Source organism: Amycolatopsis sp. NPDC005232 (genome assembly GCF_040607795.1).
In the GTDB taxonomy this organism is placed as follows: Bacteria; Actinomycetota; Actinomycetes; order Mycobacteriales; family Pseudonocardiaceae; genus Amycolatopsis.
The window spans coordinates 47,231-61,396 of sequence record NZ_JBEXHL010000015.1; the positions used below are offsets into that span (position 1 = coordinate 47,231).

The 14,166-nt window shown below is 70.3% G+C and carries 11 protein-coding genes; 4 read left to right on the forward strand and 7 right to left on the reverse strand.

The genetic code is table 11. The features are described from left to right. Window positions 1-10 precede the first annotated feature (10 nt). Genes ABZU76_RS27035 through ABZU76_RS27060 form a run of 6 tightly spaced genes read right to left on the reverse strand, consistent with a single transcriptional unit; the run spans window position 11 to window position 7,748 of the window. Complete coding sequence (locus tag ABZU76_RS27035) at window positions 11-1,897, reverse strand: right-handed parallel beta-helix repeat-containing protein (protein ID WP_354874306.1); 1,887 nt, start codon at window positions 1,895-1,897, stop codon at window positions 11-13. Window positions 1,898-1,933: 36 nt separating this feature from the next. Next, window positions 1,934-2,719, reverse strand: coding sequence for a ribonuclease activity regulator RraA (locus ABZU76_RS27040; RefSeq protein WP_354874308.1), 786 nt, complete (start codon window positions 2,717-2,719; stop codon window positions 1,934-1,936). Between the two features lie 11 nt (window positions 2,720-2,730). Further along, the gene (locus ABZU76_RS27045) at window positions 2,731-4,650 is read right to left on the reverse strand and encodes a hypothetical protein (protein ID WP_354874310.1); all 1,920 of its coding nucleotides are present in this window, start codon (window positions 4,648-4,650) and stop codon (window positions 2,731-2,733) included. Between the two features lie 25 nt (window positions 4,651-4,675). Next, window positions 4,676-5,593 carry a carbohydrate ABC transporter permease gene (locus ABZU76_RS27050; RefSeq protein WP_354874312.1) on the reverse strand — a complete coding sequence of 306 codons (918 nt, stop codon included), beginning with the start codon at window positions 5,591-5,593 and terminating at the stop codon, window positions 4,676-4,678. After that, window positions 5,590-6,480, reverse strand: a complete 891-nt coding sequence (locus ABZU76_RS27055) for a sugar ABC transporter permease (protein ID WP_354874314.1) — start codon at window positions 6,478-6,480, stop codon at window positions 5,590-5,592. Before ABZU76_RS27055 ends, ABZU76_RS27050 begins: the two co-directional genes overlap by 4 nt. After that, window positions 6,477-7,748, reverse strand: a complete 1,272-nt coding sequence (locus tag ABZU76_RS27060) for an extracellular solute-binding protein (RefSeq protein WP_354874316.1) — start codon at window positions 7,746-7,748, stop codon at window positions 6,477-6,479. Before ABZU76_RS27060 ends, ABZU76_RS27055 begins: the two co-directional genes overlap by 4 nt. Window positions 7,749-7,908: 160 nt before the next feature. Here ABZU76_RS27060 and ABZU76_RS27065 point away from each other — a divergent pair, with 160 nt between their 5' ends. Beyond that, window positions 7,909-8,973, forward strand: a complete 1,065-nt coding sequence (locus ABZU76_RS27065) for an FCD domain-containing protein (RefSeq protein WP_354874318.1) — start codon at window positions 7,909-7,911, stop codon at window positions 8,971-8,973. 13 nt (window positions 8,974-8,986) lie between these two features. Here the strand turns inward: ABZU76_RS27065 and ABZU76_RS27070 are convergent, their stop codons facing one another. Then, on the reverse strand, window positions 8,987-11,440 hold the full coding sequence (locus tag ABZU76_RS27070; protein ID WP_354874319.1) for a glycoside hydrolase family 95 protein: 2,454 nt from the start codon (window positions 11,438-11,440) through the stop codon (window positions 8,987-8,989). 200 nt (window positions 11,441-11,640) lie between these two features. Here ABZU76_RS27070 and ABZU76_RS27075 point away from each other — a divergent pair, with 200 nt between their 5' ends. The 3 genes from ABZU76_RS27075 (at window position 11,641) to ABZU76_RS27085 (ending at window position 14,128) form a co-directional block, all read left to right on the forward strand. Then, entirely contained in the window at window positions 11,641-12,339 is a 699-nt protein-coding gene (locus tag ABZU76_RS27075) for a FadR/GntR family transcriptional regulator (RefSeq protein WP_354874321.1), read from the forward strand. Beyond that, window positions 12,336-13,241, forward strand: a complete 906-nt coding sequence (locus tag ABZU76_RS27080) for an aldo/keto reductase (protein ID WP_354874323.1) — start codon at window positions 12,336-12,338, stop codon at window positions 13,239-13,241. The genes ABZU76_RS27075 and ABZU76_RS27080 overlap by 4 nt, the downstream gene beginning before the upstream one ends. Before the next feature lie 71 nt (window positions 13,242-13,312). Further along, window positions 13,313-14,128 (forward strand): alpha/beta hydrolase, encoded by an 816-nt coding sequence (locus ABZU76_RS27085; RefSeq protein ID WP_354874325.1) that lies wholly within the window; start codon window positions 13,313-13,315, stop codon window positions 14,126-14,128. The last annotated feature ends 38 nt before the right edge of the window (window positions 14,129-14,166 follow it).

A 14,166-nucleotide genomic window follows, 5' to 3' on the forward strand; every position in this document is an offset into this window, starting at 1 on the left:
CCCAGCGGGGTCACTTCGTGGGTGACACCGTGGCCGGCGGCCGCGGGTACGGGAACGCCGCGGTCACACCGATCTTGTCGTACTGCATCCGCGACGGGTCGAACCCGGTGGCCCAGTTGGCGTTGGTCACCGTGTTGCACTGGTAGCTCTGGTACTTGTCGTCGGTGACCTTGCCGACCTCGATGTCGGTGAACGAGAACCCGCAGCCGCCCGCGTCCATGTGCACGCCGCGGGTGCCGCTGTCGGGCATCGACGCGTCGGGGAGGACGTCGCCGATCACCACCTGGGACACGTAGTTGTCCAGTGTGTGCGGCTCGAAGTTGTCGACGCCGTAGGTGTAGAACGCACCCATGTCGCCGCTGTCGAGCCCGGCTTCCTGCAGGTTGAGGTACTTGAACGTGTTGTTCTGCGCGTAGTCGTCGGCCGCCTGCACCTCCGGGCGCGCCTCGAGGCTCACCGCGTACCGCGCGCTGTGGTCGATCACGCTGTAGCTGACCTCGTTGTGCCCGGTGTCCATGAGCTCGACGCCGGACGCGTCGCCGGGCACCAGCTCGCCGAAGTGGTGGATGTAGTTGTCGGTGAACAGGTGGTAGTTGGAGATGTCGCCTTCGCCGGGATAACCGCCTTCCACCTTGATCCCGTCGGCGCCGATGTGGTCGATGAGGCTGTCGGTCACCGAGAAGTGGTCGTTGGCGAAGAGCGCGTACACGGCTGTGAACCCGGTCTCGGAGATGTGCGCGTTCTTGAGCGTGACGTGCGAGGTGTTGGTCACCCGCACCGCGCCGAAGCGGTCGCGCGGCATCTCGACCTGGCGGTCGTACTGCGGGTACTGGTGGATGTCACCCGAGTCGCCGTCGTTGATCCAGCCGTTGCGGTACCAGTCGACGTAGTCGGAGTACTGCACGCCGAGCCCGTCGAAGGTGAGGTCGTGCGCGCGGTGCTCGGGTGAGCTACCGGCCACGTTCACCACGGTCTGCACGGTCGGGCGGATCACCGAGCTGTCGGTGGGCTTCTCGCCGTTCTTCGGCCAGTAGTAGACCTCGCCGTTCTTGTAGTCCACGTAGAACTCGCCGGGCTGGTCGAGGAAGTCGAGCGAGTTCTGCAGGAAGTACCGCGAGCCGCCGCCGCTGTTGTGCAGCGCGTAGCGCGTGTTGTACTTCATCGTCAGCTGGTTCTTGGTGAAGTTGACGTCGAGGATCGGCACGGTGTCGGTGAACCAGCTCCAGCTGCCGCCCGACCAGATCGTCAGCGAGGCCTGCGAGAGGTCCCAGCTCGGGTCCCAGTCGCCGGGGTTGGACCACAGCCAGTTGTGCACGGCCTCCTTGGAGATGTCCGGCAGCGCCGAGGTCAGGTACGGCGCCCACGTGTCGGGCGTCGCCCGGTTCGGGTAGCGGGCCACGGTGGCGCGCTCGCCGTTCTCGAACATCGTGTAGAACGGCTTCGTCTTGTCGAAGGCCGCCTTGTAGACGTTGCCCTGGTACGGCTGCCAGCCCGTGATCGGCGCGCCGCCCAGCAGGCGCGCCTTGCCCGGGCCGTCGGCGCTGCGGTACACGACCTGGTGGCCGTTGGCGCCGGAATCGCCTTCGTCGAACGAAATCGTCTGCGTCACCGGGTAGTCGCCGGCGGCCAGGTTGACGTGGATGTCGCAGCGCATCTGCTTGTCCGAGTTCCAGCCGTGGCCGCTGATCTCGTCGCGCGCGTGCTGCACGGTCTTCCACGGGTGCTTGGCCGAGCCGTCCGCCTTGTCGTTGCCCTGCGTCGAGACGTAGAGCTCCTTCGGCGTGCACGAACCGTGCCCCTGGACGTCGGCGGAGGCGGACTGGACGGAGACGAACGCCGCCAGCAACACCACCCCCACCGAGACTCTCATCAGTTTCTTGCGCGTTCCACCGAACATGCGATCTCCTTCGCGGGGGGTGGGCAACGGATCTCTCTACTGGTGGCGGCGGTCCCGCCAGGCCTCGAACTCGGCGCGCGAGTCCGGGGTCAGCGGGTAGTAGTCGGAGAGGCGGGCGCCCTCTTCCAGCCGGGACCGGCTGAAGCGTTCCCACTCCTCGTGGTCACGGGCCGCCTCCATCACGTGCGGGGCCTTGAGCTTGGGCACGACCACGGCGCCGTCGTCGTCGGCGACGACGAGGTCACCGGGCAGCACGAGCACGCCGCCGCACGCGACGGGCACGTGGTAGGCCCACGGGAAGAGCTCGGCCTGCGACGCGTAGTGCGGGGTCGTGCCGGTGCACCAGATCGGCACGCCGAGCTGCTCCACGCGGGGCGAGTCGCGGATCCGGCCGTCGACGACGATCCCGGCCCCGCCCTTGCGCTTGAAGTAGCGCACGAGCATGTCGCCGAAACAGCCGGTGAAAGCGCTTCCGTAGGCCTGCACCACGAGCACGTCACCGGGCTGGATTTCCTCCAGCACCGCCCACAGCGCGGTGCTGCGCTCCACGTACTCCTGCGCGACGCCGGAAGCGACGTCCTCGCGCTGTGGCATGAACTGCAGGGTCACGGCCCGGCCGGCCACTTTGTGCCCGGTCGTGAGCGGCCGCGGCCCCTCCACGAACGTGCGGCGGATGCCCTGCTGGTGCAGCTTGGCGCACGCGGTGGCGGAGCTGACGGCCTCGAGCCCGCGCACCAGCGCGGGATCGGCCGGGCCCGGGTCCGCGCCGCGGACCGGGAGCTCCCACACCGGTGCCGGCGCTGTGTCGCCGTTGCGTTCCACTGGTCGGCTCCTCACTCGTCGAAACTGTGGTGCGCGGCCGGATAGGCGCGCGGGGTCAGGAACAGGTCCAGCCGGACGCCGTGCCCCGGCGGCAGCACGACCTCCAGGCGGGGTCCGCCGACGTCGGCCGTCCGCGTCGAGGCCGGCGAATCCGGTGCGGTGTAAGCGCGCGGGTCACCCGGGTAGCCCTGCGCCGCGGCGGTGTAGGCGACGCGGTCGATGCGGTGCTCGCCGAACCCGCCCGCCTGCACGAGCACGCGGCGCTCGTCCGACAGTCCGATGTGGACCAGTTCGACGCGCACGTGGTCGTCGGTCGCGAGGTCCACCAGCGCGGCGACATCGGGCGGAAGTCCCGGCCGCTGCTTGCCGGCGTCGAAGTACGCGAGCCGGCTCGGCAGCAGGCCACCGTTGTAGAGCACCTGCGGCGTGCCGGTGACCAGTTGCAGCAACGCTTCGGTGAGCACCGGGTTGTGCCGCTGCCAGTGGTGCACGTGCACGGCCGCGGGGTCCGAGGTGTCCGCTTCGATGAGTGCAAGCCGCCGGGCGACCTGGCCGAGCGCGGTTCGCAGCATCGCTTCCGGGTAGCCGGGGTTGGCGCCGCGGAGGAACTCCAGCCACGGTGCCTCGTGCCCGGCCTCTTCCTTGTTGCGGAACTCCCGGACGTCGGCCCAGTCGTAGCCGCTCGCCTTGCGCAGGCGGTCGAGCCGGTCGCGGTCGGCCGGCTGCCCCGCGGCCTGCCACAGCCATGCCGACAGCCCGAGCTGCGGTGGCTGGAAGTCGAACCAGCCCCCGTCGCGGTACCGGTTGGGCACGAGCAGCGTCTCGGCTTCGACGTCGAGCTCGGCTTCCCAGCGGTCGCGGATGCTCGCGTCGGAACCCGCGACCGTGCCGCGGATCCCGTGCGCCTCGACGGCGTCGAGGGGACCGCGTGCGAGGTCGAGCCGGTCGGCGGACCCGGTGACCAGCACCGTGTGGAGGGCGGCGATGACCGCGGCCGCGCCGACGCTGTAGACGCCGTGGGGCCACGCCCAGCCGTAGTTGCCGCCGTACCAGCGCCCGCCGTGCAGCTCGCCGACCACGCCGTGCGGCCCGACGTTGTCCGGCAGCACACCGTCGTTCGCCGCGGCGCGCTCGCGCCACGCGTCGACATACTCGAGCACCCAGTCGCGGTAGCGGTCCTCGTGGCCGTAGAGCCAGGCATTGGCCGCGAGCCCGGTCGCCGCGAGGTTCACGGCCGTGTCGCCGCGGCCGATCCGCTCGTCCATCGCGGAGCCCATCGCGCGGGCCTTGGCCGGGTCGGCGAGATCGGCCCACTCCCGCACACCCGCCACGTCGGGCAGTGGCAAACCGAAGGGCCGCATCGACTTCAGGTCCGCGTGGTAGGACTGCCACTCGTCGCTGATGCCGTAGCGCGGGCCGCCGGCACCGTTGTGCGGCGCGCGGATCGTGCGCGTGGCCGGGTCGTAGTTGCCCGCCGGCGAACCCGGCAGGTAGAGGTCGGCGAAGCGGCAGGCGCGGTCGCGGAACGCCGCGTCCCTCGGGTCCGCGGCGCAGATGCCGTAGAACAGCAGCAGCGATTCGCCCTGGTGGAACCAGTCGTAGCCACGTTCGAACTCGTCGACGAGATACCCGGCCTCGGTGAGCTGCTCCGTGACGCCGGTCCAGTGGTGTTTGGCGGCCGCCAGCAGGTCGTCGGCGCCGCCGAGTTGGTAGAGCACGGGCCAGTTGAAGAACGCCTCGTAGAAGTCGTCGGCGCCGTCACGGCTTTCGCCGGTGCCGCGGAAGATCAGGCGGCCGTCGGGTTCGCAGTAGCGGGCGGCGAACGTGCGCCACGCCGTGTCGAGCACGTCGAACAGGCGGCGTTCGAGCACGGCCCAGCTCGGTGGCGCGCCGAGCGGAACGGTCGCCGCCACCGTCGGGGTGGTGGTCATGACTGCCTTTCTGAGCGGCTGGGATTCAGCCCTTGGTCGAACCGGCCGTGAGGCCTGAGATGATGTGGCGCTGCATGATCACGAAGAACACGAGCAGCGGGGCGATGGCGAGCAGCAGCGTCGGGAACACCACGGTGTAGTCGGTCTGGTACTGCCCGACCGCCGCGTAGATCCCGGTGGTCACGGTGTAGAGACCGCTGCTGGGACCGAGGATCGTCTGCGGGTTCACGAAGTCGTTCCACACCGAGAACGTGTTGAGGATGACCATGGTGGCCACGGCCGGGCGCATCAGCGGGAAGATGATCCGCCAGAACGTGCGGATCCGCCCGCACCCGTCGAGCGCCGCGGCCTGGTCGAGGTCGCGCGGCACGGTGCGGATGAACCCGGCGTAGAGGAAGATCGAGAACGGCAGCGTCAGCGTGGTCTCGAACAGCACGTAACCGGGGATCGTCCCCATGAGACCGAGCGTCTTGAGCACGTAGACGACCGGGATCACCAGCACCTGGCTGGGGATGAACGTGCCGGCCAGGAAGAACACCATCAGCACGCGGAACAGGCGTTTGGTGCTGCGGGCGATCACGTACGCGGCGGGGCCGGCGAGCAGCACCGAGAACACGTTCACCAGCACCACGAACAGCACGGTGATCGCGTAGCCCTTGACGATCGAGAACCGCGGGTTCTGCAGTGCCGCACCGAGGTGGTCGAGCGTGAGACCGCCGGACAGGCCGAACGGGTCGGCCAGAATGTCCTGCTGGTCCTTGAACGCGTTGACCAGCAACAGGTACAGCGGCACCAGCATCACGACGGCGACGACCAGCAGGACCAGCGACCGCAGGACGAGCCGCAGAGGGTCACGCCCGGCGCGTTTCGGCGGGGCCGGCGCGGCCGGAGGCGGGGGCGAGTCCAGGTCCGCCGACGCGACGGTACGGGTGGCGGTGGTCATGCGTGCGCTCCCTGGTCGGCGCGGCGGCGCAGCCGGGTGACGACGAGCGCGAGCCCGGCGGTCACGATCATGAGGACCACCGACTGCGCGGAGCCGAACCCGAGGCGGCCGTCGTGGAAGGAGTTCCACAGGATGAGGTAGGCCAGCGTCTGCGTCTGGCCCGCCGGACCGCCCGAGGTGAGCGACACGACCAGGTCGTAGGTCTTGAGCAGCGTGACCAGGCTCAGCACCAGGTTCACCGTCACCACCGGCGCGATCGCCGGCAGCGTGACGTGGCGGAAGGTCTGCCACTTCGTCGCACCGTCGATCCGCGCCGCCTCCAGGAGGTTCTGCGGCACGGTCTGCAGACCGGCGACGTAGAGCACAGTGGAGACGCCGAACTGGGCCCACACGAGCACCGCGATGAGCGTGGCCGTCGCCCAGTCCGGATCGGACAGGAACGGCAGCAGCTTCGCGCCGTGGCTGGTGAGGAAGCTGTTGACCGCGCCGTTGGTGCCGAGGATCGCGCTCCACAGGAAGCCGACGACGAGCGCGGAGAGCACGTGCGGGTAGAACAGGATCGTCCGCAGGATCGAGCTCACCCGTGTCGTGCGGCTCACCAGCATCCCGAAGCCGAGGCCCAGCACGTTCATGCCGACCGTGCCGACCACCGCCGCGAGCAGGGTGACGAACGCGGCCCGCCGGAACTCCGGGTCGCTGAGCACCTCGCCGTAGTTGCTGCCGCCGACGAACGCCGGGGCCGCGCTGTAGCCGTCCCAGTCGGTGAGGCTCAGGTAGATCGCGAGCCCCACCGGGACGATCAGCATCACGGTGTAGAGCACGGTCGCGGGCAGCACCATCACCGCGGTGGCGACGCCGCCGTCGCGGCGTCTTCCCGGCGGCCTCATTTCGCGTGCGCCGACACCCAGCGGTCGACGGCGTCGGCGACCGTCTCCGGGGAGTGCCCGATGTAGAGGCCCTGGACCTCGGTGTTCCACGCGGAGTTGAACCCGCGCGGCAAGGTCGAGTCGCCGTAGCCCTCGCCCTGGGCGACCTTGGCCGGTGCGGCGTCGAGGATCTTCTGCACCTGCTGCTCCAGCGGCGTGAACTCACGCTGCACGCCGGTGCGGAAGTTGCCGTCCTGCTTGAGCTGCGCGACCACAGCCTGCTGGTCGGTCACGAGCCAGTGCACCAGCTTCGTCGCGAGGTCGCGGTGCTGGGTCGACTTCATGATCAGGTACGGCGCGGCCATCGTGGCGCCCTGCGCGCCGGGGCTCTTCTGACCGCTCGACACGGGAGCGGCGAAAACGCCGACCTCGAAGTCCTTCTTGGCCTTGGCCTCCGAGGCGGTGAACCAGCTGCCCATCACGAACATGCCCGCTTTGCCTTGCAGGAAGGCCGTTTCCGCGTCGGGGTACTTCAGGCCCAGCGCGTTCTTGTCGACATAGCCCTGGTCGAGCCACGACTGGTACAGCTTCAGGTACGGCAGCATCGCCTTGCCGACGGTGGTCTTGCCGGCGCGCACGTCCTGGTAGAAGGCCGGGGTGGCCGCGGCGAGGGCCGGGTCCGTGAGCTGCAGCAGCTGCAAGCCGGTGGCGAAGTCGCCCGACGTCTGCAGCGGCAGGTAGCCCGCGGTCTTGAGCTTGCCGAGGTCCTGCGTCATCTCGTCCAGTGTGGACGGTGGTGTGGGGATGCCGGCCTTGGTGAAGGCGGTCTTGTTGTAGAACACCAGGGACTGCGCCTGCTCGCCGACGCCGACGTTGTAGATCTTGCCGCCGAGCGAGGCCTCCTGGGCGAGCGGGGTGTTCTTCACCCAGTCTTCGCCGGTCAGGTCCACGAGCTGGGGCGCGAGCGTGGGGTCGGCCATCAGCGTCTCGACGACGTCGGGCGGGTCACCGGCGGCGAGCTGCTGCTGCAGGGTGTCGGAGACGCCCTTGCCGGACGGGGCTTCGATCACGACGTCGACGCCCGGGTTCGCCTTCTCGAACGGCGCGACCAGGCGGTCCCAGAAGTCCTGGGTGAGGTTCGGAGTGACGTTGACGAGCATCCGGATCGAGCCGGTGCCGCCGCCCGCGGCGCCGGAGTCCGCGAACCCGCCGCCGCCGCAACCGGCGAGCGTGAGCGAGAGCAGGGTGCCGAGAACGGCGATGCCCCCGCGGGTACGTGATGGACGCATCGCTCCTCCTCATTGAGAAACCGCGTGGAAGGGTGGAGTTGGGATTTTGGTTCAGCTAACGACTGCTGAGTGATTTGTACTTCTCGGCAAATCACCTTGTCAACGCGCAGAATCAACCAGAAGTCCGACTGGCGAGTCATAAGTGTGTATCCTTTGCGCCATGACGGAGGACGCCACGGTGCGGCTGACCGACGCCGAGAGATCGACACTGCTGGGGTGGGCGAGCCAGGACGCGGGCCCACTCGGGCTGCGCAGCCGGATCGTGCTGAGCTGTGCGGACGGCCTCGACGTGCCCGAGGTCGCGCGGCGCCTCGGCGTGAGCGAGGCGACGGCCGCGAAGTGGCGCGACCGGTTCCTGCGCCGCGGCCCCGACGGGCTCGCGGACGCACCCCGGCCGGGCCGGCCCCGCAGCCCGGACCGCGCGGAAGCCGAGCGGCTCGTGCTGTCCGCGATCGCCGAGGCCCGCCGCGGCGGCGAGGTGCCGACCACGCGGTCACTGGCCCGCACGGTCGGCCTCTCGCAGTCCACGGTGTCACGCATCTGGCGCGAGCACCGCACCCCGGAACCGGCCCCGACGCGACTGTCCACTCCGGACCGTGGCGGCCAGGGCCTGCTGTCCGACCAGGTGCACCAGGTGCTGCGCCAGCAGATCATCGACGGCGAACTGCGGCCCGGTCTGCGGCTCGTCGAGTCGGCCATCGCGCGCCAGCTCGGCACCAGCCAGGCCCCGGCGCGCGAGGCCATCAAGCGGCTCGTGCACGAGGGTCTCGTCAGCTCACTGCCCCACCGCGGCAACTACGTCGCCGAGATCTCCGCCGAGCAGGCCCGTGAGGTCCGTGCCGTGCGCGTGGTGCTGGAGGAGTTCGCCGCCCGCGAGGCGACGGTGCGCGTGCAGCCGCGGACCCTGCGGCTGCTCGAAGAGTCCGTGGACCGCATGCGCACCGCCGCGACCGCAGGCGACATCGGCGCCTTCCGCGAAGCCGACATCACCTTCCACCGCGACGTCTGCGCCGCCAGCGGCAACTCCTTCCTGGCCCGCCTGTGGCGCACGATGGAGCCCAACCTGTGGGGCCTGCACGTCGTCAGCAACCCCCTCTACGACGGCGACTGGTCCGCCATGGCCGAACGCCACGCCGACCTCGTCACGGCCCTGGCCGCCGGCGACCCTGACGAGGCCGCCCGCCTGTTCGCCGCCCACGCCCGCGGCCGGGCGAGCCTGAGCTGAGGCGGAGTCGGGCTCACGCCGGGGTGACGGTGTAGGTGGCGCCCCGGCGGGTCGGCATCGCGAGTTCGCCGGCGTGCGTCGTGTGGTGCGGCGTCGGGCCGCCGACAGCGTGGACGCGTGCCCCGCCGCCCAGAGACGCGGTGCGCAGCCTCAGGTCGCCACCGACATCCGACGTGACCTCGATCTTCGTGACCCAGCCGGCCGTCCACCACGCGTTGACCGTGAACGCGCCCCGCGCTCGCAGGCCGCGGAAGGACCCTGCGGCCCAGCCGGTGGGCAGCGCGGGCAGCACCTCGACGAAGCCGGCGTGGCTTTGCAGCAGCATCTCGGCGACGCCGGACGCGACACCGAAGTTGCCGTCGATCTGGAAGGGCCAGTCGTTGAGGAAGTTGGCGAACGTGTTGCGCCACAGGAGGTGGTCGAGCTGTTCGCGGGCCTGGTCGCCGTTGTGCAGGCGGGCGAAGGCGTTGATCTTCTGCGCGCGGTTCCAGCCGATGTCGTTCTGCGCTGTGTGCGCGGTGCGGGCCTCGACGGCGACGCGGGCGGCCTCGTAGAACTCCGGGGTGGCCTCGGCCGTGATCTGGTGTCCGGGGAACAGCGGGTAGCTGAAGGACATGTGCCGGTGGCCGCTGTCCGGTTCGTCCAGGTCCGTCTTCCACTCCTGCAGCTGGCCCCACGAGCCGATCCGCAGGCCGGGGTCGAGCTTCGCGAGCGTGTTCTCCAGGCTCGGCCGGTAGGCGTGGTCGCCGACGACCTTCGCCGCGGCGAGGGTGTTGGTGAACAGGTCCCACACGATCGTCTGCGAGTACGTGGCGCCGGCGGTGAACGGGCCGAGCTCGGGTGAGAAGCTCGGGCTGACCACGAGCGTCCCGTCGGCGTCGGTGACGAGGTAGCCGAGCCAGAACTGCGTGTGCTCCTTGAGAATCGGATAGGCGCGGCGCCGCAGGAAGTCCTCGTCCATCGTGAACAGGTAGTGCTCCCACAGCTGGCGGATCAGCCACGCGGTCGATTCCGGCGCCCACGTCGCGGCGTTCGTGGACACGCCGGTGTAGCCGAAGACGTTCACGTGGCTCATCGCGGCGAAGCCCTGAGACACCCCGCACAGGTCACGCGCGGTGACCCGGCCCGGTGCGCGGAGGCCGTCGATGAAGTCCACGAGCGGCGGCACGGTCTCGGCCAGGTTGGTGACGTCGGAGGGCCAGTAGTTCATCTCCAGGTTGATGTTCGTCGTGTAGTCCGACTGCCAGTCGGGGCTGGTCGAGTCGTTCCACACGCCCTGCAGGTTCGCCGGGCGCGACCCCTCGCGCGACGAGCCGATCAGCAGGTACCGGCCGATCTGGAAATGCAGCATCTCCAGCTGCGGGTCGGCGCTGATCTGCCCCTGGTTGCGGGCCTGTTTGAACTCCTGCAGCGCCTCGTCGGTCGGCACCGTCGTCGGCTGCTGCCCGAGGTCGATGCGCACCCGGCCGAACAGCTCCCGGTGGTCGGCCAGGTGCCGCTCGCGCAAGGCCCGGTAGCCACGGTGCACGGCGCCGTCCACAGTGGACGTCACGACTCGGTGCGGATCGACCCCACGGTAGTGCGGGTACACGGGCGCGTAGTCCGTGCCGGGCGCGAGCACGAGCGTCGCCGCGTCCGCACCGGTCACCGTCACGCGGCCGGCGGCGTCGGTGGTCACGCGTCCGCCCTCCACAAGCACCTGCACCTGCGCCTCGAACACCAGGCCGTTGTCGGTCAGCGCGCCGCGCATCGTGATGCGGCCGTCCTTCGCCGAATACGTAACGGTCCGGTTGTCGGCCGTCGACAACCGCGCGGTGAAGGACACCTGCCCGCCCCGGCTCGCGGACAGGCGCGTGACGATCACGTGGTCCGGGAAGCTCGCGAAGAGCTCGCGGGTGTGCGCGACGCCGTCGGCGGTCGTGAACCCGACGGTCGCGAGGCCCGTCGCCAGGTCCAGCTGCCGCCGGTAGCCGGTCACGGCACCGGCCGGAGTCGCGCGGTCGAGGAAGAGATCCCCGAAGGTCTGGTACGCGCCGTAGCCCCACTTCGTCTGCCCGAGCGCCGCCGTCGCCGGGCCGGTGTCGGCGCTGCCGGTGGCCGTGATGGTCGCGCGCACGTCGGCGAGCGCGGTCGGGCGAGCCTCGTACCAGTTGCCGAAGTTGTACTCATGGCCCTCGTCGTGGGAGCCGGGGCCGCCATTCCACAGCGTGTCGTGGTTGAACTGGATCTGCTCGCTCTCGACGGTGCCGTAGATCATCGCGCCGGCCGCGCCGTTGCCGACGGGGAACGCCTGTTCCTGCCAGAGCGTGGCGGGCTCGTCGAACCACAGCACGGAATCCGGGGCGGGGCGCGCGCCCGGTGCGGCGGCGGCCGTGACGCGCCCCAGGGCCGCGGTGGTCAGGGCGAGCGCGCCGCCCGCCATCGCCGCGCCGAGCAGGCTCCGTCGGGAGAAACCGGGTGAGGACATGAGGGGACTCCTTCGTCCGGTGGGGAGGAGGTGGGAAACAGCATCGGCTCATGGGCCGGAAAGAACATATGTATGTGTAGGCGAGCCGTGGGCAAGTGTCCAGACCACGCCGCAAAACAGCTGGTATTCCCTCGGCCGGTCAGCGCATTCTCGTGCGGAGCTCTTGCAGACATCACATGTCTGGGGCTACCGTCGCCCGCGTGTCACTCACCGACGAGGCGATCGCCCGCATCCGCGAGCTGATCCAGTCCGGGAAGCTGCCGCCGGGGTCGAAGCTGCCGCCGGAGCACCAGCTCGCCACCGAGCTGGGCATCTCCCGCTCCCCCATGCGCGAAGCCGTCAAGGCGCTCGCTGTCGCCCGCGTGCTCGATGTGCGCCGCGGCGACGGCACGTACGTCACGAGCCTCGCCCCCACCGTCCTGCTCGAAGGACTCGGCCTCGCCGTGGAACTCATGCACGGCAACACTTTGCTGGAGCTGACCGAAGTGCGCCGGCTCTTCGAACCGATCGCCACCGGGCTCGCCGCCACCCGGGCGACAGAAGAGCACCTCGCGCAGATCCACGGCCACCTCGAGGCGATGCGCGCCGCGGCCGGCGACGTCGAACTGCTCAACCAGCACGACGCCGCCTTCCACCGCGCCGTGGCCGCCGCGACCGGAAACGAAGCGCTCGCCACGTTGCTCGACGGGATCTCCGGCGGCACCCTGCGCGCGCGGGTGTGGCGCGGGATGGTCGAAGCCGGCTCGGCCGACCGCACCCTTTCCGAGCACGAAGTGATCTACCAAGCACTCGCCGAACGCGACGCCACACTCGCGCAAGCCGCCGCCCTCGTGCACATCAGCACCACCGAACGCTGGTTGCGCCGCGTGCACGGCGCCCGGGCCGAGGAGGCCGAGTGACACCCGCGACCGCGCCCGGCAAGACCGTCGGCCTGGGCACGTCGGCGATCGGCGACCTCTACGAAGACGTCGGTGACGCCACGGCCCGGGCCACGCTCGAAGCGGCGTGGGCCGCCGGCACGCGATACTTCGACACCGCCCCGCACTACGGCGCCGGCGTGGCGGAACGGCGGCTCGGCGAGTTCCTGCGCGACAAGCCACGCGCTGAGTTCACGGTGTCGTCCAAGGTCGGCCGGCTGCTGCGCCCCGGGGAAGACGGGCTCGTACGCGTGCGCGACTACTCGGCCGAAGGCGTCTACGCCTCGCTCGCGGAAAGTCTCGATCGCACGGGGCTGGACCGGTTCGACACCTTGTTCATCCACGACCCCGACGACTTCTGGGAGACCGCGGTCGGCGCGGCGTACCCGGCCCTCGCCCGGTTGCGCGACGAAGGTGCGGTGCGGCGGATCGGCGTCGGCATGAACGAGCCGAAGATGCCGGCCCGGTTCGTCGCCGAGACGGATGTCGACTGCGTGCTCATCGCCGGTCGCTACACCCTCCTCGACCGATCCGCGGCCGGCGAACTGCTGCCGTTGTGCGAAACACGTGGGGTGGAAGTGATCGCGGGCGGCGTCTTCAACAGCGGCGTGCTGGCCGACCCCGGCCCGGACGCGCGCTTCGACTACCTGCCGGTACCGCCCGACGTGCGCGCCAGGGTCGAGGCGCTCGCCACCTCGTGCGCCCGGCACGGGGTCGCCCTGCCCGCGGCGGCCCTGCAGTTCCCGTTGCGGCACAAGGCCGTGACGGCCATGGTCATCGGGGCCCGCACGCCGGCGGAGGTCGAGCAGAACGCCGCCCACCTCGCCACGGCGATCCCGGACGGGCTGTGGTCCGAAATCGACGGACTCACCGTGAGCCGGTGATCTTTTCCCCTGCGCCGAAAGTACTCTCTCGGGTACTGCGCTCGGGGCCGTGCGCTCATTAGTGTCCGGAGATGAGAAGTGACAGCAAGATCAACGGCGCCGCGAAGAGCGAGCGGGTCGTTCGCGGGGTGGCGTTGGCGGAGGTCGCCGCCCCCGAGGCCGGCCGCAAGCCGCACCCGATGGTGATGGTGCACGGCGGGTGCCACGGCGCGTGGCAGTGGGCGAACCTGCAGCAGTGGTTCGCCGGGCGGGGCTGGGATTCCACGGCGTTCGACTGGCTTTCCCACGGCCGGTCCGAACAGCTTCCCGCCGAGGAGTGGGCACGGCGGGAAATTCTCGCCCTGCGCCACGAGATCGACATCGCGTGCGACGAGGCCGGCGGCGCACCCGTCCTCATCGGACACAGCATGGGCGGGTTGGCCTCGCTGAGTTACGCGGCGACGACCGAGCGCGAGCTCGCCGCGGTCGTGCTCCTGGCGCCGGTGGTTCCGCGTCAGCACGCCGTGGCCGCGATCGAGCTGCCGGTCGACCCGGACCAGCCGTGGGGACCGCCGGATCCGGACACCGCGCGGACGTTGTTCTACTCAGGTGTCGACGACGAGACCGCGGCCGCGCTGTACCCGCGGCTGCAGCCGGAGTCCCCGGCCGCCGTGTGGCAGGCGACGCGGTGGACGGCCGAGGTGGACATCGCCGCCGTTCGGGCGCCGGTGCTCGTGGTCGCGGCGGAGAAGGACCTGCTGACGCCGGCCGATTACGTCATGGCGCTGGCGGAAGATCTTGGTGCGGAACGAATCCTGCTCCCGGACGTGGGCCACGGTGTCACCCTCGACCCGGGATGGCCGCAGCTCGCCGAACGGATCGACGCCTGGCTCAAGACCGTGCTGTGAAGAACTCGCTGTGACAGACATGAAAGGCCGCTCCGCAC